Source organism: Ruegeria sp. R8_1, from assembly GCF_017743815.1.
Taxonomy (GTDB): Bacteria; Pseudomonadota; Alphaproteobacteria; order Rhodobacterales; family Rhodobacteraceae; genus Ruegeria; species Ruegeria lacuscaerulensis_A.
This window is the reverse complement of sequence record NZ_JAGHRL010000006.1, coordinates 242,169-264,387: the sequence shown is the minus strand read 5'-3', so window position 1 is coordinate 264,387 and position 22,219 is coordinate 242,169. Positions and strand designations below refer to the sequence as shown.

Below are 22,219 nucleotides of genomic sequence, written 5' to 3'. Positions count from 1 at the left end.
CCGTTTAAACGGCCGATGAAAGCCGAAGCGTCAGCAGTTCGGTACGTTCACGGCAAGACCGCCCAACGAGGTCTCTTTGTATTTCTCGTGCATGTCATGGCCGGTTTGGCGCATGGTCTCGATCACCGCATCCAAGGGCACAAAGTGATGACCATCCCCGCGCAGCGCCAGTGAAGCTGCCGAGACGGCCTTGATCGCCCCAAGCCCGTTACGTTCGATGCACGGCACCTGCACCAATCCTGCAACCGGGTCACAGGTCATGCCCAAATGGTGCTCCAGTGCGATCTCGGCGGCGTTTTCTACCTGTTCGGGCGTTCCGCCCATGACCGCGCACAACCCTGCAGCGGCCATGGCAGACGCACTGCCCACCTCGGCTTGGCATCCGGCTTCAGCCCCAGAAATCGAAGCGTTGAACTTGACCAGCCCTCCGATGGCCGCAGCAGTCAGAAGAAAGTCTTCGATGCGGCTTTCCGAGGCGCCCGGCACGTGGTCCAGGTAATACCGCAACACGGCAGGCAGAACTCCGGCAGCGCCGTTGGTTGGGGCGGTGACCACCTGACCTCCGGCGGCGTTTTCCTCATTCACGGCCATGGCGTAAACGCTCATCCAATCGTTGATTGTATGAGGCGCGTTCAGGTTCATACCGCGTTCGGCCTGCAGCGCATCGTGGATACCCTTGGCCCGGCGACGCACATGAAGACCGCCGGGCAGAATGCCGTCGGTGGTCAGGCCGCGCTCGATGCAGTCATTCATCACTTGCCACAACCGCGCAGTGCCTTTGGCAAAACTGTCTGCACAGCCGCGCGAGATTTCGTTGGCACGCTTCATTTCGGCGATGCTTTTGCCGCTGGCCTTGGCCATGTCCAGCATCTCGACCGCCGACTTGAACGGGAAGGGCACAGGAGCACCTTCGTCTGTCGCTTTGCCCTCGGCCAGTTCTTCTTCGGTCAGAACAAAGCCGCCACCGATCGAGTAGAAAACCTGGCGCAGGATGACGTCGCCCTGTGCATCGGTGGCCATCAGGATCATGCCGTTTGCATGGCCCGAAAGGTGGTGTTCATAGTCAAAGACCAAGTCAGTCTTGGGATTGAACTCAAGCGTGGGCAGACCCTCGGGAGAAACGCTGTGCGTCGCATGGATCTCGGTCAGCGCGGCCTCGGCCATGTCTTGGTCGTAGGTATCGGGCACAAATCCAGCGAGGCCCAGAATGGTTGCCCGGTCAGTTGCGTGTCCGACGCCGGTGAACGCCAACGAACCATGCAAAGACCCACGCAGCCCCGTAAATTCGAAGGGCGACGCCCGCATCTGGTCTAGAAACCGCGCAGCGGCGACCATCGGCCCCATTGTGTGCGACGAAGACGGGCCGATGCCCACTTTGAACATATCGAAGACTGACAGGAACATATCAGATAGCAGAGCCTTCCGGAGGGTTAGCGTATGTGGGTGAGGTAAAGGGTGTGACCCCCAACCCCTCGGCCGCGATTGCGGCGCGCGTTGCAGGGCGGGTTTCCAAATTCATCAGGATGTGTTGCAGGTGCGGTGTATCTGCCAGTTGGTACCAACTGTGATCCGAGCCCGTAGGATACAGCGCCATCCATCTCATCATACACGCAATGTAATAGGTCAGGGCAGATGGTGCGTCTGCCCGAAACCACTCGGGCGCGCCTGCGGCCACGGATTCAAGCAATTTCAGGTGGTGGCGCAGGCGAGGACGGATGCCTTCGCGCAGTGTTTCGGCCTGATCGGCATCAATGTACTTGTCCGCGTAGAACAGAATCCGCATGTCGGCATGCAAGGTGTTCGAAGCGAAGAATAGCCATTTCAGAAACGCGGTGCGGTCCGGACTGTCGGGGGCGGGGGCCATCTGTTTGTGCGTGTCAGTTAACCAAAGCAGAATGGCGGCGGTTTCAAAAACCGGCCCTTGGGGCGTTTCAAGAACAGGGATCAACCCGTTGGGATTAAGCGCAAGATATGCGCTGCTGGCTTGCTGATTTCGGGCGCGGTCAACCAATACGGTATCGTAGGGCAAGCGCATCTCCTCCAGCACCAGCCGGATCACCAGCGAGGCGTTGTCAGGGGCGTAGTGAAGGCGATATCGCGTGTCCATGAAACCTATCTATACCGTACATCAATTCCCGAAAGTCTCGATTGCGACGTTTCCCATAGGAAACGCGTATTTTGGCATTGGATAACTGAGGAATTGGCGGATTCGGTCTCGCAGTTGGCGCAGTCCTTCCGTATAAGTTTCGGCAGCAAAACAGGGGGATGCTGCAATGACCGTAGGGATGTCACCCATCGACACGGCAAAATACGTCGCCGCGCGCCGTGCAGCCGACATGGTTCAGGACGGCATGCGGGTTGGGTTGGGCACCGGGTCGACAGCTGAATGGATGGTCCGCCGGTTGGGCGACAGGGTGCAGAAAGTGGGGTTGAAGATCAAAGGAGTTCCAACTTCGACCCGGACAGCCCAACTGGCGCGCGAGGTCGGGATCGAGGTTGTCTCGCTGGATCAGGCTGGATGGCTGGATATGACGATCGACGGTGCCGATGAGTTTGATCGGGAATTAAACCTCATAAAAGGCGGCGGTGGCGCGCATTTGCAGGAAAAGATCGTGGCGACCGCCAGCGACCAGATGGTGGTTATTGCGGATGCGGGCAAAGAGGTTGAAACGCTGGGCGCTTTTCCTTTGCCCTTGGAAGTTATCCCCTTCGGCTGGCAAACGACCCGAACTTTGGTGGAGGAGGTTTTGGACACGATGGACGTCCTTGGAACCTCGACGACCCTGCGTCTCAATGGTGAAGCTCCGTTTGTTACAGATGAAGGCAACCATATTCTTGATCTGCACCTGCAACGTATCGGAAACGCCCGACAGTTGGCGTTGGTTCTGAACCAGGTGCCGGGCGTCGTCGAGAACGGGTTGTTTATTGATATCTGCGACAAGGTTGTAGTCGGGCATGGAAATGGCCGAGTGGAAATCCGGGATATCAATGAAGGAACGGTCGAGACCGAGCATTCGCCAGACAACAGCGAGAACCTGTTTCTGGATATAGCGGACTAAACTTGGCCCGATGATGGATTTTTTGGGCGACCAAGGGTTGGCAGTGCGGTATTCGACCCCAGATACTCAACGAATTTTGGCCTGACAAAAAGGAACTCAGGATGAGCTTTGACTATGATCTTTTCGTCATCGGAGGCGGCTCGGGCGGGGTACGCGCAGCGCGTGTGGCGGCGGGCGAAAACGGGGCCAAAGTGGCCTTGGCTGAAGAAGATCGCTATGGCGGCACCTGTGTCATTCGGGGCTGTGTGCCAAAAAAGCTGATGGTCTTCGCCAGCGAGTTTTCAAGCATGGTCGGTGACGCGCAGGCCTATGGTTGGGATATCCAGCCCGGCGGGTTTGACTGGGATACGTTCCACGGCAAGCTGGTGACGGAACTGGACCGGCTGGAAGGTATCTACCGCAATATCCTGAAAAACAACGGCGTCGAAAGCTTTGACCAGCGCGCACATATCGTTGATGCGCATACGGTCGAACTGGCCGACGGTACCCGCAAGACCGCCAAGCACATCCTGATCGCCACCGGCGGTCGCCCGGTTGTGCCGGACTTCCCTGGGTCGGAATTGGCGATCACCTCGAACGAGATTTTCCACCTTCCGAAACTACCCGAAAGCATCCTGATCGTAGGCGGGGGGTATATCGCCAGCGAATTTGCCGGGATCATGAACGGGCTGGGCGTAAAGACCACGCAGTTCTATCGCGGCGCGCAAATCCTGCGCGGTTTCGACGAAGAGGCGCGCGGTCTGATCTGTGAAGAGATGCGCCAGAACGGCATCGACGTGCGTCTGGGCACCAACGTGCTTGAGATGACGAAAGAGGGCGACAAGATCCGCGTTAAGGCCACTGACGGCACCGAGGATCAATTTGACGTGGTTATGTACGCCACTGGTCGTGCGCCCAATGCGGATAACCTGGGGCTTGAGGCCGTGGGTGTTGAGCGTGGCCGTAAGGGTGAGATCATCGTTGATGAATACAGCCAGACCGGCGTGCCCTCGATTTATGCCATCGGGGATGTGACTGATCGTGTAAACCTGACCCCGGTTGCGATCCGCGAAGGCATGGCTTTTGTGGAAACCGTGTTCAAGGGCAACCCGACGCCCGTGGATCATGACCTCATCCCCACCGCCATTTTCACCCAGCCTGAAATGGGCACAGTGGGCCTGAGCGAGGAAGAGGCCGCCGCGCAGGAGCCGATCGAGGTCTATGCGACTTCGTTCAAACCGATGCAAAAGGCGTTTGCGGGGGGCACTCAGCGTGTACTGATGAAGCTGATCGTGTCTCAGGCCACGCGCAAGGTTCTGGGCTGTCACATCGTCGCGCCCGGCGCGGGTGAGATGATCCAGCTGGCGGGCATTGCCGTAAAAATGGGCGCAACCAAAGAAGATTTCGACCGCACGGTCGCCGTTCACCCGGTCATGGCCGAAGAGCTGGTGACAATGCGGCAACCTGTGCGCACTGCTTGATTTGCAACCGCGCGCACACAAGTTACAAGGGAACCCGTGATCACACGGTCCAACACAAGGGAATAGATACACATGGCGGGCAACAGCGGTGGCCCCTGGGGGGGCGGAGGCTCTTCTGGCGGCGGAGGAAATCGGGGTAACAACGGGAACGGGCAACGCCCGCCCGAAGGCGATGGCCCGCAGATCCCCGAGATCGACGAGCTGATGAAAAAAGGGCAAGAGCAACTGCGCGTTCTGATGGGCGGTCGTGGTGGCTCGGGCCGTGGCGGCAATGGTCAGGGCAGCGGGGGCGGCGGTCCCATCTTTACCAAAGGGACCATAGCAATTGGCGCGCTGGTCGCGGCCGGACTATGGGCGGCTGCTAGTTTGTACACAGTGAAACCAGAAGAGCAGTCGGTAGAGCTTTTCCTGGGCGAGTTCTCCTCTGTCGGGAACCCCGGTCTTAACTTTGCCCCGTGGCCCTTTGTAACTGCCGAAGTCATCCCGGTTACGCGAGAACAGACCGAGGTTATGGGCGGTGCACGCGGTAGCGATGATGGTCTTATGCTGACCGGCGACGAAAACGTTGTAGACATCGACTATCAGGTTGTCTGGAACATCAACGATCCGGCGAAATACCTGTTCAACCTGCGTGATCCCCGCCAAACCATCCAGGCTGTGTCGGAATCGGCGATGCGTGAGATTATTGCTCAAAGCGAGCTGGCGCCGATCCTGAACCGGGATCGTGGTATCATCGGTGAACGCCTGCAAGAGTTGATCCAGTCGACGATGGACAGCTACGATTCGGGCGTAAACATCATCCGTGTGAACTTTGACAAAGCCGACCCGCCGCAAGACGTGATCGCCGCCTTCCGTGACGTTCAGGCCGCCGCGCAAGAGCGGGATCGATTGCAGAACGTTGCTGACGCCTATGCCAACCAAGTTTTGGCGGAAGCCCGTGGTGAGGCTGCGCAGGTTCTGGAACAGGCCGAGGCGTATCGCGCTCAACAGATCAACAGCGCACAGGGTGAGGCCAGCCGTTTCAGCGCAGTTCTGGAAGAATACAGCAAGGCGCCTGAAGTGACGCGCAAGCGCCTGTATCTGGAACGGATGGAGCAGGTTTTGGGAGATGTCGACAAGATCATCCTTGATGAGAACTCGACCGGTTCGGGGCAGGGGGTTGTACCTTACCTGCCGTTGAACGAACTGCGCCGCAATTCTGGGCAGGAGAGCAACTGATGCGTAAATCACCCATTATCCTCATCATCCTTGTAATTATCGGCGTCCTTGGACTGTCTTCGATCTTTATCGTCGATGAGCGCGAACGTGCTCTGGTTCTGCGGTTCGGCCGAGTTGTCGATGTCAAGGAAACGCCGGGCCTTGCCTTTAAACTGCCGATCTTTGATGAGGTCGTGCGCTATGATGACCGCATTCTGTCGATCGACGTACAACCGCTTGAGGTCACGCCTCTGGATGATCGACGTCTGGTGGTCGATGCCTTTGCCCGGTACCGGATCGCGGACCTGAACCAGTTCCGTCAGGCTGTTGGTACCGGTGGCATCCCGGTTGCCGAAAATCGTCTGGATAGCATCCTTCGTGCCGAGACCCGTGAGGTTCTGGGTTCGGTGTCGTCCCGCGATATTCTTAGTTCGGACCGGGCCGCACTGATGCTGCGCATTCGCAACAGCGCGATTGCCGAAGCACGCGCGCTGGGTGTGACTGTTATCGACGTACGTCTGAAAGCAACAGATCTGCCGCAGGCCAACCTTCAGGCGACCTTTGACCGGATGAAAGCCGAGCGGGAGCGTGAGGCCACCGATGAGCGCGCCCGTGGTAACGAGGCGGCGCAGCGTGTGCGGGCGCAGGCTGATCGTACTGTGGTTGAACTGGTCTCGGATGCAAACCGCGAGGCCGAGATCATTCGTGGTGAAGCCGACGCCGAACGCAACGCGATCTTTGCCGAAGCCTATGGCGCGGATCCTGAGTTCTTTGAGTTTTACCGTTCCCTGTCGGCCTATGAACAGGCGCTGCAGGGGGGCAACAGCTCGCTAGTTCTGAGTCCGGACTCTGAGTTCTTTAACTATCTGAAATCGCCTTCCGGCCAAGGCGGTCGGTAATGGGCATGATCCTTCTGGCCTTCGGGCTGGTGTTGATTGTCGAGGGGCTGGCCTATGCGCTGGCCCCTTCGCTTATTGAGCGTATGCTCGAGGCGCTGCGTGCGCTGCCCGAACAAGCACGGCGACTGGCGGGGCTGCTCTGTGTGGTCAGTGGATTGGTGCTGCTGTGGGGCGCGTATCAGGTCGGGTTTTAACACAGGGTTTTCACTTGCCGGTGATTTCTCCGCGATCCTCAGTTGCGGGCTTGGCCAAACCGACTACATTGGTTGCCAAGGAGGAACGCCCAAGGGCGATCCAGTTAGAGTTGACGACAAGGAGTTCCCAAGTGCAGGCACAAGCGCGCAGTATTTCCGTCCGGCGGGACGAAGTTGTTGGTTTCACGCGGCTGATGTGGTTGGCCTTTGTCGGGATGCTGTTGGTGCTGGCGCAGGCCGTCGCAGCGCAGGCGCGGGGCGAAAGCCTTGCTCCTCTGGCCGAAAAGATCAGCCCGGCGGTGGTCAACATCACAACGTCAACTCTGATCGAAGGCCAATCCGGTCCTCAGGGGATCGTACCCGAAGGGTCTCCGTTTGAGGATTTTTTCCGCGAATTTCAGGACCGCGGGAACAATGGTCAGAACGCCCCGCGCCGCAGTAATGCGCTGGGCTCGGGATTTGTGATTTCTGAAGATGGGTTCATCGTAACCAACAATCACGTCATCGCAGAAGCCGATGAAATCCTGATCGAGTTTTTCCCCGGCGATGGTCAGCCCGTAAAAGAGCTACCTGCTAAGGTGATTGGCACCGATGAGAAAACCGATATCGCGCTTCTTAAGGTCGAGGCGTCGGGGCCGCTGCAATATGTGCAGTTCGGTGACAGCGATGTGGCCCGCGTGGGCGATTGGGTGATTGCAATGGGTAACCCGTTGGGTCAGGGATTCTCGGTCTCGGCCGGTATCGTATCTGCGCGCAACCGGGCGCTCAGCGGATCGTATGATGACTACATTCAGACGGATGCCGCAATCAACCGGGGTAACTCGGGCGGTCCGCTTTTCAACATGGAGGGCGAGGTCATCGGAGTGAACACCGCGATCCTGTCCCCCAATGGCGGCTCGATCGGGATTGGGTTTTCGATGGCGTCAAACGTCGTGATCAAGGTCGTGGACCAGCTGCGCGAGTTCGGTGAAACGCGCCGTGGTTGGCTGGGTGTGCGCATTCAGGACGTGACCGAGGATATGGCCGAGGCAATGGGTCTGGACAAACCGGGCGGTGCGCTGATCAGTGACGTGCCGGATGGTCCGGCCAAGGACGCCGGGCTGCTGGCAGGCGACGTGATCCTCAGCTTTGATGGGGTCGAGGTCGAAGATACCCGTGGTCTGGTCCGTCAGGTTGGAGAGACCACAGTTGGCAAAGCAGTCCGTGTTGTGGTGCATCGCGACGGCGGAACGCAGACCGTTCTGGTGACGTTGGGCCGCCGCGAAGACGCTGAGCGGTCTGAGAGCAGTGAAGAAGATGCGCCTGAAGCGCCGGTTGAAGAAAACGCCGATATTCTGGGCCTGACCATCTCACCACTGACGGATGAGCTGCGGTCAGATTTGGCCTTGGATGCAGAGGCCGAAGGTCTTGTGGTGACCGAAGTTGATGAAGCCTCGGAAGCCTATGCCAAAGGTTTGCGCGCTGGTGACCTGATCACTGAGGCCGGGCAGCAAAAAGTGACATCGATCGAAGATTTCGAAACGCGCATGGTGGAAGCAGGCGAAGCAGGGCGCAAATCGTTGCTTCTGCTGGTACGTCGGGGCGGTGACCCTCGCTTTGTCGCGCTGAGTCTGGAACAGTAATCAACTTGCAAAAAACAGTGGAAGGCCAGAGTAAACGCTCTGGCCTTTTGTTTTCCGCACTTTTTTGGGACTGGCCAATAGAAAGAGCCACGCACCGGGGAAGGCACGTGGCTCTGATACAGGGAGAGGTCAGTGGACAGATATCGGGGATGATTCTCTGACCTCCTACGGTAACAGTTATTAACATAGTCTTAACGACTGGGAGAGTATGTGAAGCAGGTCACAGCCCGTCAGATCAAATCAGAATCTGCAAGTTCCCGTAGCGCGTCAAAGTCGTGGATCTTAAGGCCGCCGCGCGATGCCTCGACCACTTTGTCCCGCTTCCAGGTCGAGATCGTCTTTGACACCGCCTCTCGCGTTGCGCCAACGAATTCAGCCAGTTCGCTTTGCGACAGGGTGATGCGATTGCTTGCGTCGCCTTGCAGGTCAGACAGGTGCAGCAATTTACGTGCCAGACGGATCGGCATCGGCAAAAAGACTTGTTCGTTCAACTGAGAGCCCATCCAACGCATCCGCAATCCGGCCAGCCTGATCATATCAACGGCAAGGTCGGGGTGCTGACGAATCTGGTTCATGACGTCCTTGCGTCGGACGCGAAGAACCCGAGACGGTTCGGCGGCGGCAATGGTGGCGGTGCGTGGGCCGTTGTCGAATAGACCGATCTCACCAAACACTTCTCCGGGTTTCATAAGGGTCAGAGACAGCTTGCGGCCGCTCATCGCCAGAAAGGAGACTTCAAGCGTTCCTTCAAGGATCGCATAGAGAGCGTCGCCCTCGTCCCCCTGTTCAAAAAGTACATCTCCTTGGGTCAAGGAGATCTCGGTCGCCTGAGCCGATAGCATGGTTCTCAGCCGGTCAGATGCCTCGGCCAGAAAGCCGGTGTTTGGAAAGGGCGTCATATTGGTGGTTTAACCCGAGGGATTGTGAGTGGTCCCACAACTTTTCACAGCAAACGCCTTTAGCCAAGGTTTTTGTGCATTTATTTTGTATCAGAGCGACGTCCGTGACCTTCTGAACCTTCAGCCGTCCTGATTTTCATTTTGGTCGGGTTCTTCCATGTAAGACTGCAACATGCTGAATTGCAGCATTAAAAACGCCATCAGCGCGATTGGAAACGCGAAGGTTTCGATTTTCACCCATAGATCAGTCGATAGGGTCCGCCACACCAGTTCATTCGCCACAGCAAGAACTGCGAAGCACCCGCACAGCCGGCGGGTCAGTATCATCCACCCTTCGTGCCGCATCGGCAGCATCTCGTCCAGCACATAGGCCAAGTAGGATTTGCCCTGAAGCAGGCCTATGCCAAGGATCGCGGAGAAGAACCCATAGACCAGCGTGGTTTTCATTTTGAAAAACCGCTCGTCGTTGAACCATGCTGTCAAACCACCGAAGAAGATCACCATGAACGCGGTGAATATTTGCATTCGGCTGAGTTTCCCGGTCAGCGCCCACAGAACAGCCATTGCCCCTAACATAAGCGGGACGAAGATAATGGTGGCCACGATGAACCCCGAGTATTCGGTTCCCGCGAATTCAAAGCTGTCGTCGCGCAGACGCAGGTAGATGAAAAAAAAGGCCAGCGGGGGCCCAAGCTCCAGCGCCTGTTTCAGGAAAGGGTTGATCTCTTTTTTGCCTGTCATCACGGATTCCTGCTGCTTACCCGCCCATTTCAACTATTACGGCGCCAAGTGCAATCAATGCCATCAACGCAATCCGTCTGGGGCCGACGGTTTCCTTGAGGATCAACCAACCGATCAGTGCAGCGAATACTGTTGAGGTTTCACGCAGCACAGCTGCTTCGCCAACCTTGTCCAGTCGGGTGGCCAGCATGATCGAGCCAAAAGACAACGGCGCGATGATACCTCCGGCGAGTCCGCGCAGCATCAAAGGTCCAAGAGCCGGACGATGGATCATGGCCCGCCATCTGAGAAATGCGTAGAAGGGCATCGCAGCCCCGTCGATCATGAAGAACCACGCCAGAAACGTGAAAGGATCCGCCGTGGCGCGGATGCCGTAGGCGTCATAGGTTGTATAGAGCGCCACGAACAGTCCCGTCGCGATGGCCAGCGCAAGGGCAATGCCCAACGTCTCACGATTTGTTTCGAGAAATCTGAAGTTGTAGGCGGCCAGACCGAAGATACCGGCAAGAAGGACGGCGACTCCGAACCATTGGGTTCCGGTGAAGGTTTCACCGAACAAAAGATAAGCGCCGATGACGGTGAACAGTGGGCCGGTGCCACGGACTACGGGGTAGACGACCGTGTACGATCCCTTGGTATAGGCCAACGCCTGCAGCGTTTTGTACAAGATGTGGATCACCCACACGACGGCAAAGATGGGCCACATGTAGGGTTCAGGCCAGGGCACCACAAAAAGCGCAAAGGGGGCAGCCATCAGGCAATAGCAGGCGTCGATAGCCCCGCGCGACATCCAGGGGTCGTGGCGCCCCTTTTGTAACGCCCCGAACGCCGCATGCAGGAAGGCCGCCGTAAGCGCCAGGGCGAGTGCCAACTGGTGACCTGCTTCGGTGCCTTCCAGTGATATCAGCCAGTCGCTCAATACAAGTGCTCTTTCACGGGTGGTGAAGCCGGGGGTTTTCCACCCCCGGACCCCCGAAGGATATTTTTAGCCAGATGAAGGGGCGGATCAGATTTCCAGCCCAGTCAGGGCTGCGGCAAACTCTTCGGGATCGAAAGGCGCGAGGTCGTCGATCTGTTCACCAACTCCGATTGCGTGGATGGGAAGACCGAACTTGTCGGCCAGCGCGACCAAAACCCCGCCCTTGGCCGTTCCGTCGAGTTTCGTCATCACAAGCCCCGACACATCCGCCAGCTTGCGGAAGGTCTCAACTTGGCTGAGTGCGTTTTGCCCGGTGGTGGCATCCAGTACCAGAAGGGTGTTATGCGGAGCGGTTTCGTCGACCTTGCGGATGACACGGACGATTTTGGCGAGTTCTTCCATCAGGTCTGTGCGGTTTTGCAAGCGACCCGCCGTGTCGATCATAAGAAGATCCGCGCCTTCCTCTTGTGCTTTGGTGAGTGCGTCAAAGGCAAGAGAAGCAGGGTCCGAGCCTTCCGGAGCAGTCAGGACCGGCACTCCGGCGCGATCCCCCCAGACCTGCAGCTGTTCAACTGCGGCAGCGCGGAAGGTGTCTCCGGCGGCAATGACGACCTTTTTCCCGGCGGTTTTGAACTGGCTTGCGAGCTTGCCGATGGTGGTGGTCTTGCCGGATCCGTTAACGCCCACGACCAGCACCACCTGCGGGCGTTTTGGGTAAATAGGAAGGGGTTTCGCCACCGGCTCCATGACGCGGGCGACTTCCTGCGCCAGAAGCTGTTTGATTTCTTGCGTCGAGAGTTTGCGACCGTACCGCCCCTCGGCCATGTTCGAGGTCACGCGCAGGGCAGTGTCGACACCCATATCTGAGGCGATCAGCAGTTCCTCGAGCTGTTCCAGCATGTCGTCATCCAGCGCACGGCGGACAACGGTCTTTGGCTCACTTCGGCCGAACAGACGCCCCAGCACGCCTTTGGAAGACGTAGCTTCGGGAGGGGGTGGCGCGGGTTGTGGATCGGCAGGCGACGGGTCGGGCGTTTCGACCGGCTGCGGCGTGGGTACAGGGGTGGGTGTTGGTTGTGGCGCGGTTACTGGTTCCGGCGTTGGTTGAGGTACTTCCGGAACAGGTTCAGGCTGCGGTTCGGGCTCTGGTATGATCGGGTCCGGGGTTGTTGTTTCCTCGCCGCCATCCTCGACGATTGCGTCCAGCCCCTGTTCAAGGCGGGACGAGGATTTGAAAAGCTTGTTCTTTAGCTTTGAGAAAAACGCCATTTTTGGTCTCCGCAGGTGTTCCCCTCACCTAATGCGGATTCGCAGCGGTTGCAAAGGGTCAGGCAAACGCCAGAAGTAACCCCACCTGCGCCCCCCAGTACAATATCCAAATCTGATAGGGTGTAAGTTTCCGAGATGGATGATTAGGGGGCAAAAGGAATTTCTCGGTGGCCAGGATCAGGTCTGAGGCGATGAAGGCAAGGGCAGCGGGCAGGGCCAACCACAGCGCGTCTGTATCCGGTAGGGACAAAACCGCGATCCCCATTCCCAAAATGATCGGGATATAGGCAAGCACCGGGCCTTTCAGGTCGCCTGCGCGCGGGGTCAGCAATGTGGCGGCAACAATACCCAAAACGATCAACGACCAGAACATGGCAGGTCGGTCCCAAATCAGGGCCGGGTCGCTGGACGGATGCGTGAGAAACAACGCAATATAGGCCAGATGCCCGGCGGCAAACGCTCCGATACCGGCCATGAAGGTCTGGTCCGTTTCGCGTGACAGTAACGCATCCCCGATTGCGCAAAGGGCAAGTGCCGTCGACAAGAGCAATGGCGCACCGCTGAAAACCGCAATGACGGCCAGTGTGCCAACTGAAGCGGTCTTAAAAAACGTTCTCGCCGTGCTGACAGGTTTTGGGGCCATTGGCATGTAAGCCAGCGCACAGGCGGATGCGAAAATCAGCAGAACAGTGGTCACGCGTTGGTCTCCGGGTTGGTGATGAAACCAGAACGCCATGATCATGCGGTCAATTCAACGGGTTACGTCAGGGCAGGGTGGTCTGACGCAATGGTAATTGGCCTTGTCTTCCGGCTTCTGACAGAATGAGTGCATGCTGAGACACTTCGCGATTCTTTTAGCCCTTTCCGCTCAGGCGGTGGTTGCCCAAACGGCCCTGTCCGGGTCCGAGTTCGATGACTATACGCGCGGTAAAACCCTGTTTTACGGGTTTCAGGGCGAGGTTTATGGTGTCGAACGGTACCTGCCGAACCGTCGGGTGATTTGGTCCTTTTTGGATGGCGACTGCAAAGAGGGCGTCTGGTATGAGCAGGAGGATCAGATCTGTTTCCTCTATGAAGACAGGCTTGATCCACAATGTTGGCGCTTTACCCGGTCTGGCGCTGGGTTGATTGCTCAATTTGAAGGAAATCCCGACCAGACCGAATTGTATGAGGCCGAGGACATCGACGAAGAGATGATATGCCTCGGGCCAGAGGTCGGAGTTTAACTGCCACTTAGAACAATGAGCCTTGATCCGGTGCGTCTTTTTTAGGCGATTTTTTTGGCGCAGGTCGCGGCACCTTAGACTGCCCTGTGTTGAGCATGCCATCGGCAAATTCAATCTCTAGCGCGTCGTGTTTTGCAGCCTGTTTCTTCGTGGTTATCACTTGATCGTCGGCTCGTACCACGGCGTAACCACGTTGCAACGTCGCCTTGTAGCTGAGCGTTTCGCGCAGGCGGTCCGTTGCCTCAAGCTGTTGCCGCATTCGGTCTAGACGCAAGGTGTGGGCCGCACTCATCCGTTCGCTTAACCTCGAGAGAGTTTGGCGCTGCACCTCGATCTCACGCTGGATGGGGCGCAGTGACAGGCGCGAGGACAGGTTGCGCACCGCCTCTTGTCGGCTGCTTACAAGATTGCGCAGGGTTGAGGGCCGCAGATGGGCAGAGAGCCGCACCACTTGCAACTGGCGGTTTTGCACGCCGCGCTCCAGCGCTGGGGTAAGGCGATCTGCAATCAAATCAAGTCGTTGGCGTGGAGAGTTCAACAAACTGTCCGGGCGCGGCAGGGCGCGGGACAAGTCGCGCAGTCGTTGGCTGCGGCGTTGCACGGCATCGGTCGCGGCGCGGGACAGGCGCGCGCCTTGCTCGCCGGTCCAGGCCAGTAGCTCCATTCGAACGGGCACGGCCAGTTCGGCGGCTGCAGTGGGTGTGGGGGCACGACGGTCCGAGACGAAGTCGATCAGCGTTGTATCAGTTTCATGCCCCACAGCCGAGATTAGCGGGATCTCCGAGGCCGCAACCGCCCGCGCGACCGCTTCTTCGTTGAAACCCCACAGGTCTTCGATCGACCCGCCGCCCCGTGCGACGATGATCAGATCGGGGCGGGGCAGCGCACCTCCGGGTGTCAGTTGATTGAAACCGTTGATCGCATTGGCAACCTCGGGGGCGCAGTTCGATCCTTGCACGGCCACTGGCCAGATCAGCACCTTGCGCGGAAACCGGTCGCGCAGGCGGTGCAGGATATCGCGGATCACTGCGCCAGACGGGGATGTCACCACGCCGATGATCTGCGGCAGATAGGGCAGGGGTTTCTTACGCTCGGGCGCGAACAGCCCTTCGGCCTCAAGCTGTTTCTTGCGCTTTTCCAGCAGCGCCATCAGTGCGCCTTGGCCTGCGACGGCGACCTCATCGACATTCAGGTTGTATTTCGATTGCGCGCCAAAAGCGGTGAGACGTCCGGTGACGACGACCTCCAACCCTTCCTCGGGGACCACGGACAGGCCCGAAATCTGACCCTTCCACGTGGTGCAGGCGAGTACGTTCTTGTCGTCTTTGATGTCGTAATACAGATGACCCGAGCGTGCTTTGAATACGCGCCCAACCTCGCCACGCACACGGATTCGGCCAAACGTGCCTTCAAGCGTGCGCTTCACCTCGCCCGAGATGTCAGAAACGGTATATTCCGGGGTGTTTTGGCCGGGAATGGGGTCGTCAAGCAGGTCGGACATTTCAGCGCCTTGTGTCAAATGCCTGCCCAGCTTAGAACGCGCGGAAGGCGAGGCCAAGCAGATCGGAGAGCAGTCATGAATATCCTCATTCTCGGAAGTGGTGGACGCGAACACAGCCTGGCCTGGGCGGTGATGCAGAACCCCAAATGTGACCGTCTGATCGTGGCGCCGGGCAATGCCGGGATCGCGCAGATCGCCGAGTGCGCGGCGCTGGATATCGAAAATGGCGGCGCGGTTGTCAGCTTTGCCGAGGAAAACGCGATTGATTTCGTGATTGTCGGCCCCGAGGCCCCTTTGGCCGCCGGTGTCGCGGACCGTCTCCGCGAAGCGGGTGTGCTGGTCTTTGGCCCCTCGGCAGATGCGGCGCAGCTGGAAGCGTCGAAAAGCTTTACCAAGGAAATCTGTGACGCCTCGGGCGCGCCGACCGCCGCCTATGGGCACTTTACCGAGGCCGAGCCCGCCAAGGCCTATATCCGCGAACAGGGCGCGCCGATTGTGGTCAAGGCAGATGGTCTGGCCGCCGGCAAGGGCGTGATCGTGGCGATGGACGAGGCGACCGCGCTGGAGGCCATTGACGACATGTTCGGCGGCGCTTTTGGCGGGGCCGGGGCCGAGGTGGTGATCGAAGAATTCATGGAGGGTGAAGAAGCCTCGCTGTTTGTTCTGTGTGATGGTGAGGATATCCTGTCCGTCGGCACCGCGCAGGATCACAAGCGTGTAGGCGAGGGGGATACCGGGCTGAACACGGGCGGGATGGGGGCCTATTCTCCGGCCCCGGTCCTGAGCGCCGAGGTCGAGGCCCGTGCGATGGAAGAGATCATCAAGCCGACCGTGGCCGAGATGAACAAGCGCGGGATGCCGTTTCAGGGGGTTCTCTATGCGGGATTGATGATCAAGGACGGGCAGCCGCGACTGGTGGAATATAATGTGCGCTTCGGTGATCCCGAATGTCAGGTGCTGATGATGCGCCTGGGCGCGCAGGCGATGGATCTGATGCACGCCGCAGCCGAGGGCCGTTTGGGCGAGGCGCAGGTGAACTGGGCCGATGATCACGCGTTGACGGTTGTGATGGCGGCCAACGGCTATCCCGGTTCTTATGAGAAGGGCAGTGTGATTGGCGGCCTGGACGCGTTGCCCGAGGACAGCAAGAACATGGTCTTTCATGCCGGGACCAAGGTCGAAGACGGGCGGGTATTGGCCACGGGTGGCCGGGTTCTGAACGTCACGGCCCGGGGCGAGACATTGCAGGACGCGCGCGACCGGGCATATGCGATGGTGGACGGGGTCGACTGGCCCGGCGGGTTCTTTCGCCGCGATATCGGCTGGCGCGCTTTGTGATCTGATCGCCGGGCTGCGCCCGTCTCTATTTTTCACGGAAGGGGGCTTTGCCCCCTCGGCCTTGCGGCCTCACCCCCAAGATATTTATGGCCAGATGAAGGGCGGATCAGCAGTTTAACGCGTCGGTCAGGTCGCTGCGTCCTCTGAGCGGGCCAAGGTCGGTGGTTTTCCAACCATCTTGGAAATAGACGCCTTTGACGCGAGACCAGTCTGCACTGGCCACAACGAGTGCCGAGCGGGAACCGCAGCTGCGGATGCCGCCTGAGATGAAGTCTTCTCCGATTTTGTGGTTTGTCAGGCCGGGAAGCGCGGCAATTTCAGTAAGAGCACCATCCTTGAATCGCCAGATGCGCAGGGTTTTGGCCAGATGAGGGCGGTCGATATAGGCGATTTCGACATGGCCGTCGCCGTCCAGATCAGCTGCGCCGATTGGTGCGAGCCAGCGGAAACGGGTGCCTATATGCGGGGTGGCGGCTACCTTTTCTCCGCGCGCGTTATAGATGGCGAGTTGTGCGCCTTCGTGAACGCTGGATTCGACAACGATCACCTCGTTCGTACCGTCAAGATCAACATCGGCAAGTCGAGGCTCGAGGTCTTCGAATACGCGGTCCGGGGGAAGCTTGATGGAGTGTGTTGTCCATTCGTATATCGGTTGCAAGCGGAGTGGGGCTTGCGATGAGGCGTCTTCGATCCGCATCTCCAATCCGCCATATTCGACGAAATCGCCCAGGACACCATGGGCATAGCGAGTGGTTGGATCGGTGAAATGGGCCCTTGTAACCGTGTCTGCTGCTGTAAGAGGCATTGTCCCTGCCAGCCACAAGCACACCGTCAGCAGCGCGCCGCGAGACCTGCCTTGCCAGAGGCGAGAGGGCCGGCGCGGCGCTTTGGAGATCATCAGATTTGTTTCTCAGGCATCTGAACGACCAGACCGTCCAATGCGTCGGTGACTTTGATCTGGCAGGTCAGGCGGGACCGCGCTGGGTCGGGCTCAAACGCAAAGTCCAGCATGTCCTCTTCCATGTCGTCCTTGGCAGGCACTTTCTCGACCCAGTCGGGGTGGATGTAGACATGGCAGGTCGAGCAGGCGCAGGCGCCGCCACAATCGGCCTCGATGCCGGGGATGTTGTTGTCACGGGCCCCTTCCATGACGGTCAGTCCGTTGGCGACCTCGACGGTGTGCTCGGTACCGCCATGCTCGACATAGGTGATCTTTGCCATTGCGTGCGTCTTCCTTTTACGATGTTCGAAACCTTCCTTAGTCAAGCCATTTAGGTCTTTCCACCCTCATTTGCGACTCGGGATGCCGCGACTGGACATTCCTGTTATGTGTTCTATTTTTGTTCTCATGCTTGTTGCCCCTGTTCGCCGTGCAGTTCCAAACCGAGACTGGCCGCGCCCTCCGGCCTGCCTGCCAGCCAATCGGCTGGACGATCCCCCCGATAACGCCCGTGTGACCGTGGCCGGGCTGGTGATCTTGCGGCAGAGACCAGGAACTGCCAAGGGCGTGATCTTTCTGACGCTTGAGGACGAGACCGGCATCGTGAACGTGGTGGTCTGGCGCGCGATGTACGAGGCGTTCCGTCGCGCGGTGATCTCGGGGCGGTTGTTGCGGGTTACAGGGCGGATGCAACGGGCGCATTCCGTGACCCATGTGATCGCGGAAGAGATCGAGGATATCTCGGGGATGTTGGACGTGTTGGTACGGGGGGAGGGAGCCTAGGCGCTGCCATACACTCCTGCCTTGTCCAAACGCCAGCGCTGATGCACAATTTCATCATTAGATGTTGGGCGCGCCGACAGACCACCACGCCACGCTTTGGGAGGAACGTGTCATGCCATCCAAAACCGCAGATTCCACACCGCCAGAGGACCTGACGCCCCAGCAGCAGGACAGGGCCGACGTCAACACAATCACTGTCGACGATATAACCGCCTCGTTAAAAGCCGGCTTCTCTGACTTTCTGGCGCGCCCTGTCATGAGCGGTTTTTTCGGTCTGTTCTATGCGGTGTTCGGAATTCTTCTGGTTTGGGTCATGGTCTGGCTGGGCAAGATCTGGATGATCATTCCGGCCATTGTCGGCTTTCCGTTGATTGCACCATTTGCAGCCGCTGGGCTGTACGAAATGTCACGCCGGTTGCAAAACAGAGAGGACTTCGGATGGTCTGAAATCCTGACCGTCATGGCCAATCAGCGAAAGCGTGAGATGGGCTGGATGGCCTTTGTTACCCTTTTCATATTCTGGGTGTGGGTTTACCAGATTCGGCTATGGCTGGCGATTATCCTACAGGACGCCTCTTTTTCGGACTTGGACGGGTTTCTGAACACCGTATTTTTCACTCCGCAGGGCTGGACGTTTCTTGCTGTCGGCACGGCCATAGGGGCATTTCTGTCAGCGGTCCTGTTCTCGACAACTGTCGTTGCCATGCCCATGCTGCTGGATCGCGAGACCAATTTCGTCTCTGCCATGCTCACATCAATCCGGGTTGTCACCGAGAACCCCGTGGTGATGCTGAGCTGGGCTGCGATCATCTCGGTCACGATGCTGCTGTCGCTGGTTCCGGCGTTTTTGGGCCTGATTTTTACACTACCGATTCTGGGGCACACGACGTGGCATCTGTACCAGCGGGCTGTCCCGCCGGTGGCGGATAATTCGCCTGCTGTCAGTACAAACCACGCATCATCCGCAGGTTAGCAAGGCTTTTGACCTAATTTACCGCTTGAACAAATTGCTCTGCGACTGCTTGTCTCGATGGTCCCCGCGCAATTCGGCATGTAGCGCCCGACCGGCCTGAACACCGGGGCGGGCACCGACGGTTTCCAGCCAGCGGGTGAAATGTGGCTTGTCCTCCAGCACCTGTTGCTGGCCTTCCCACAGGCTGGCCCAGCCCCAGATCGACATGTCTGCAATGGAGTAGAAATCGCCCGCGACATATTCGTTCTCGGCCAGCCGCCGGTCGAGCACGCCGTAAAGCCGGCCAACCTCGGTGCGATAACGATCCTTGGCATAGGGCAGGTCTTGAGGCGGGTCCAGTTGCGGGGCGTATTTCAAAAAGTGGTGCGCCTGACCGGCCATGGGTCCGACCCCGCCCATTTGCCACATCAGCCATTCCTCAACAGCGATCCGTTCACGCTCGGTCTTGCCGTAGAACCGCCCTGTCTTGCGTGCCAGATACATCAGGATGGCACCGCTTTCGAAAACCGAGATCGGCCTTCCATCCGGGCCGTCGGGGTCAACGATGGCGGGCATCCGGTTGTTGGGCGCGATTTTCAGGAATTCTGGGTCGAACTGGTCACCTTTGCCGATATTGATCAGGTGGGTGGTGTAGGGCAGGTCCATTTCTTCCAGCGCTATGGACGCCTTCCAGCCATTCGGCGTCGGCCAGAAATACAGATCGATCATAATGTCTCCTCAGCTTGAGGGGATCATGAGGCTTTCTGCGCAAAGGGCAAGAGGGCGTGTGGCCGGGGGAGCGCAAACAACCGTGACCAGCGTGGCGCTGGCAGGTCGGGCAGGCCAGTTCGCAGACTATTGAGGCACAAGCGATCATGGTTGCGCAGCAACGCGTTATACAACCGCAAAACGCCCGGTCGAGTATAGCTTGACCAATGACAGATGCGACGCTGGGGCATGCCGACTGGCTGTACGACGCGGGACAGATGGGCCAAAGTTTGCGGACAATCCAGTTGTAGCGTGACTGCGTTTGGGGCTTGCAGCCCTGTTCCTATGCTACGGTCTCCACCTCGGGGTGGCTGGATCAGCCATTCATAAGCCATGTCAAACAGATCGTTTTCCCGGCTGGTCACATTGACGAATTCCGCGGATCGACCGGCCGGTGTGTCCAACGCACAAAGCGCTCGGCTTTGGTAGGCTGCCCCCGTCAACGAGATAATGCGGTTCAACGCCCCGGATCCAGAGTGGTGCAAAGCCTCAAGCGCCAGTTCGACACCCATGGAATGGCCGATGAAATGTATCGGTCTTCCCGGGTTCAACCGACGCAAATCGCGGATCAGCCCGGCCAATGCGCGACCGGCCTCGACGGCGCGACGACGCGCTGCCCATACTGGCCCCTGGGCGTTCCAGCCAAATGCGATCCCCAGCCCTTCATCAGCGAACCCCGCGCCGAACCCAAGCTGCTGTGGCCAGCTTGGACAACCAAAGGACGTACCATCCGGATTCAGGGCCAAAATATGTCGATGTGGGCAGGCTTTGGCGTCGTTGGGACTGTATTTATACCCGTGGGTCATGATGACGACAGGGCCCGATACATCCCTTGTACGCCGCAGCACACTATAGACGGGACGGGGGCTGCGATGGAGGGAAATCTGGTCGTCTTCGACGTTGATCCTGACTATTGGCATCTGCTCAGCCTCACACAAGATGTAGTGGTGCTCGTCTGTCATGACGCTATGACGATTGGGTGAAAGACAAGTTACAGAACCGTGACGTTGCACCGGTCAGGGTTGACGCCTTTGCAACTGCGGCGTAATGGCATCAAGACCACGTGGCGATTTGATACCGGATTGCGGGCCACGCTAAACAACACCGCTAAAAGGTCAGGATGAAGGGCCCCTTTCGCTTGACCGCGTCTGGGGTTTTTTATTTGCGCGCCCAAACCGGGCCGGAAGGAATGACATGAGCGAGAACTGGAACAAACGCACCCAAGCCGTACATGGTGGCATCCGCCGAAGTCAGTATAACGAGGTGTCCGAGGCGATCTTTCTGACGCAGGGCTTTGTCTATGATACCGCCGAGCAGGCCGAGGCCCGTTTTATCGAGACCGGGCCGGATGAGTTCATCTATGCCCGCTACGGCAACCCGACCGTGTCCATGTTTGAACAGCGTATTGCCGCTCTGGAAGGGGGCGAGGACGCCTTTGCCACCGCATCGGGCATGGCGGCTGTGAATGCGGCGCTGACCTCGATGCTGAAGGCGGGCGATCATGTGGTGTCGGCCAAGGCGCTGTTCGGCTCATGCCTTTATATTCTGGAAAACATCCTGACCCGTTTCGGAGTCGAGGTGAGTTTTGTAGACGGCACCGATCTGGACGCGTGGCAGGCTGCGATCCGTCCCGATACCAAGGCGGTGTTTTTCGAATCTATGTCGAACCCGACGCTTGAGGTGATCGACATCGAGGCCGTCGCCAAGCTGGCACATGCGGTTGGCGCAACAGTCATCGTGGACAATGTGTTCTCGACACCCGTGTTCTCGCGCGCGATCCAACAGGGTGCGGATGTGGTGGTCTATTCCGCGACCAAACATATCGACGGGCAAGGCCGGGCGCTGGGCGGCGTTATCATCGGCACCAAGGACTTCATCCGCGGCACCGTTGAACCTTATTTAAAACACACTGGCGGGGCGCTTAGCCCGTTTAACGCTTGGGTGATGCTGAAAGGGCTTGAGACGATGGCGCTGCGCGTCAACGCGCAGGCTGAATCCGCTCAGATCATCGCCGAGGCGCTTGAGGGGCATCCGGCGCTGGAACGCACTTTGTACCCTGGTTTGAAAACCCACGCGCAGAATGCGCTGGTGCAGACGCAACTGGGGGGCAAGGGCGGCACGGTTCTGTCGCTGGATATCAAGGGCGGCAAGGACGCGGCTTTCAAGTTCCTGAACGCGCTGACGATCCCGGTGATCTCGAACAATCTGGGTGATGCAAAATCAATTGCCACGCACCCGGCGACGACCACGCATCAGCGTCTGAGCGATACGCAAAAGGACGAGTTGGGCATCACACCGGGTCTGATCCGTTTTTCGGTCGGGCTTGAGGATGCAGATGACCTGCTTGCCGATATCGGGCGCGCATTGGACGTTTCTCAACAATAGCGGTGCGTCAAATCAGGTATTCCCGGGTCAAAGAAATGTGTGCGGGGTAGTAAATCGCTCATTCCGC

General features: G+C 58.5%; 23 protein-coding genes and 1 riboswitch. Of the genes, 11 read left to right on the top strand and 12 right to left on the bottom strand.

All coding sequences use genetic code 11. The annotated features are described in order from the left end of the window. Positions 1–30: 30 nt before the first annotated feature. Positions 31–1,404: an L-serine ammonia-lyase gene (locus tag J7380_RS15270; RefSeq protein ID WP_209196619.1), complete on the bottom strand. Its 1,374-nt coding sequence runs from the start codon at positions 1,402–1,404 to the stop codon at positions 31–33. Position 1,405: 1 nt separating this feature from the next. After that, positions 1,406–2,107 (bottom strand): glutathione S-transferase family protein, encoded by a 702-nt coding sequence (locus J7380_RS15265; protein WP_209196618.1) that lies wholly within the window; start codon positions 2,105–2,107, stop codon positions 1,406–1,408. Between the two features lie 166 nt (positions 2,108–2,273). Between J7380_RS15265 and rpiA the strand changes: the two genes are divergently transcribed. From rpiA to J7380_RS15235, 6 genes are all read left to right on the top strand, one after another. Further along, on the top strand, positions 2,274–3,059 hold the full coding sequence (gene rpiA / locus J7380_RS15260) for a ribose-5-phosphate isomerase RpiA (RefSeq protein ID WP_209196617.1): 786 nt from the start codon (positions 2,274–2,276) through the stop codon (positions 3,057–3,059). Positions 3,060–3,160: 101 nt separating this feature from the next. Further along, positions 3,161–4,519 (top strand): glutathione-disulfide reductase, encoded by a 1,359-nt coding sequence (gene gor, locus J7380_RS15255; protein ID WP_209196616.1) that lies wholly within the window; start codon positions 3,161–3,163, stop codon positions 4,517–4,519. Between the two features lie 72 nt (positions 4,520–4,591). Next, complete coding sequence (gene hflK, locus J7380_RS15250; protein ID WP_209196615.1) at positions 4,592–5,737, top strand: FtsH protease activity modulator HflK; 1,146 nt, start codon at positions 4,592–4,594, stop codon at positions 5,735–5,737. Then, positions 5,737–6,615 carry a protease modulator HflC gene (locus tag J7380_RS15245; protein WP_170352777.1) on the top strand — a complete coding sequence of 293 codons (879 nt, stop codon included), beginning with the start codon at positions 5,737–5,739 and terminating at the stop codon, positions 6,613–6,615. Before hflK ends, J7380_RS15245 begins: the two co-directional genes overlap by 1 nt. After that, positions 6,615–6,809, top strand: a complete 195-nt coding sequence (locus tag J7380_RS15240) for a DUF2065 domain-containing protein (protein ID WP_209196614.1) — start codon at positions 6,615–6,617, stop codon at positions 6,807–6,809. The genes J7380_RS15245 and J7380_RS15240 overlap by 1 nt, the downstream gene beginning before the upstream one ends. 131 nt (positions 6,810–6,940) lie before the next feature. Next, positions 6,941–8,431 (top strand): Do family serine endopeptidase, encoded by a 1,491-nt coding sequence (locus J7380_RS15235; protein ID WP_348539112.1) that lies wholly within the window; start codon positions 6,941–6,943, stop codon positions 8,429–8,431. Between the two features lie 230 nt (positions 8,432–8,661). Here J7380_RS15235 and J7380_RS15230 read toward each other — a convergent pair whose 3' ends face one another. The 5 genes from J7380_RS15230 to J7380_RS15210 all read right to left on the bottom strand — a co-directional run bounded on the left by J7380_RS15230 (position 8,662) and on the right by J7380_RS15210 (position 12,956). Then, complete coding sequence (locus tag J7380_RS15230; RefSeq protein WP_170750606.1) at positions 8,662–9,330, bottom strand: Crp/Fnr family transcriptional regulator; 669 nt, start codon at positions 9,328–9,330, stop codon at positions 8,662–8,664. Between the two features lie 120 nt (positions 9,331–9,450). Then, the gene (locus J7380_RS15225) at positions 9,451–10,071 is read right to left on the bottom strand and encodes an inner membrane-spanning protein YciB (RefSeq protein WP_209196613.1); all 621 of its coding nucleotides are present in this window, start codon (positions 10,069–10,071) and stop codon (positions 9,451–9,453) included. Positions 10,072–10,087: 16 nt separating this feature from the next. Then, a complete protein-coding gene (locus tag J7380_RS15220) occupies positions 10,088–10,990 on the bottom strand; it encodes an EamA family transporter (protein ID WP_209196612.1) in 903 nt (300 codons plus the stop codon). An 87-nt stretch (positions 10,991–11,077) separates the two neighbouring features. Next, the gene (gene ftsY, locus J7380_RS15215; protein WP_209196611.1) at positions 11,078–12,259 is read right to left on the bottom strand and encodes a signal recognition particle-docking protein FtsY; all 1,182 of its coding nucleotides are present in this window, start codon (positions 12,257–12,259) and stop codon (positions 11,078–11,080) included. A gap of 58 nt (positions 12,260–12,317) precedes the next feature. After that, positions 12,318–12,956 carry a lysoplasmalogenase gene (locus J7380_RS15210; RefSeq protein ID WP_348539111.1) on the bottom strand — a complete coding sequence of 213 codons (639 nt, stop codon included), beginning with the start codon at positions 12,954–12,956 and terminating at the stop codon, positions 12,318–12,320. A gap of 133 nt (positions 12,957–13,089) precedes the next feature. On the opposite strand from J7380_RS15210, the gene J7380_RS15205 reads away from it, so the two are divergent. After that, on the top strand, positions 13,090–13,485 hold the full coding sequence (locus tag J7380_RS15205) for a hypothetical protein (protein ID WP_209196609.1): 396 nt from the start codon (positions 13,090–13,092) through the stop codon (positions 13,483–13,485). A 7-nt stretch (positions 13,486–13,492) separates the two neighbouring features. On the opposite strand, the gene xseA is transcribed toward J7380_RS15205, so the two are convergent. After that, the gene (xseA, locus tag J7380_RS15200) at positions 13,493–14,986 is read right to left on the bottom strand and encodes an exodeoxyribonuclease VII large subunit (RefSeq protein WP_209196608.1); all 1,494 of its coding nucleotides are present in this window, start codon (positions 14,984–14,986) and stop codon (positions 13,493–13,495) included. Positions 14,987–15,061: 75 nt separating this feature from the next. Between xseA and purD the strand changes: the two genes are divergently transcribed. Further along, the gene (gene purD / locus J7380_RS15195; RefSeq protein ID WP_209196607.1) at positions 15,062–16,324 is read left to right on the top strand and encodes a phosphoribosylamine--glycine ligase; all 1,263 of its coding nucleotides are present in this window, start codon (positions 15,062–15,064) and stop codon (positions 16,322–16,324) included. A gap of 106 nt (positions 16,325–16,430) precedes the next feature. On the opposite strand, the gene J7380_RS15190 is transcribed toward purD, so the two are convergent. Together J7380_RS15190 and J7380_RS15185 are read right to left on the bottom strand one after the other, a co-directional pair. Continuing rightward, positions 16,431–17,129 carry a VCBS repeat-containing protein gene (locus tag J7380_RS15190; RefSeq protein ID WP_247742579.1) on the bottom strand — a complete coding sequence of 233 codons (699 nt, stop codon included), beginning with the start codon at positions 17,127–17,129 and terminating at the stop codon, positions 16,431–16,433. A 92-nt stretch (positions 17,130–17,221) separates the two neighbouring features. After that, entirely contained in the window at positions 17,222–17,545 is a 324-nt protein-coding gene (locus J7380_RS15185; protein WP_170482635.1) for a 2Fe-2S iron-sulfur cluster-binding protein, read from the bottom strand. Between the two features lie 127 nt (positions 17,546–17,672). On the opposite strand from J7380_RS15185, the gene J7380_RS15180 reads away from it, so the two are divergent. Next, entirely contained in the window at positions 17,673–18,047 is a 375-nt protein-coding gene (locus J7380_RS15180; RefSeq protein WP_234899408.1) for an OB-fold nucleic acid binding domain-containing protein, read from the top strand. Positions 18,048–18,159: 112 nt separating this feature from the next. Further along, complete coding sequence (locus J7380_RS15175; protein ID WP_209196604.1) at positions 18,160–19,020, top strand: DUF2189 domain-containing protein; 861 nt, start codon at positions 18,160–18,162, stop codon at positions 19,018–19,020. Between the two features lie 18 nt (positions 19,021–19,038). Here the strand turns inward: J7380_RS15175 and J7380_RS15170 are convergent, their stop codons facing one another. Both J7380_RS15170 and J7380_RS15165 read right to left on the bottom strand, forming a co-directional pair. Further along, positions 19,039–19,728, bottom strand: a complete 690-nt coding sequence (locus J7380_RS15170) for a glutathione S-transferase N-terminal domain-containing protein (RefSeq protein ID WP_209196603.1) — start codon at positions 19,726–19,728, stop codon at positions 19,039–19,041. A 23-nt stretch (positions 19,729–19,751) separates the two neighbouring features. After that, complete coding sequence (locus J7380_RS15165) at positions 19,752–20,729, bottom strand: alpha/beta hydrolase (RefSeq protein WP_247742578.1); 978 nt, start codon at positions 20,727–20,729, stop codon at positions 19,752–19,754. Between the two features lie 91 nt (positions 20,730–20,820). Beyond that, a riboswitch (SAM riboswitch) is annotated at positions 20,821–20,898 on the top strand. A 63-nt stretch (positions 20,899–20,961) separates the two neighbouring features. Here J7380_RS15165 and metZ point away from each other — a divergent pair. After that, positions 20,962–22,152 (top strand): O-succinylhomoserine sulfhydrylase, encoded by a 1,191-nt coding sequence (gene metZ, locus J7380_RS15160; protein WP_209196602.1) that lies wholly within the window; start codon positions 20,962–20,964, stop codon positions 22,150–22,152. Positions 22,153–22,219: the final 67 nt, after the last annotated feature.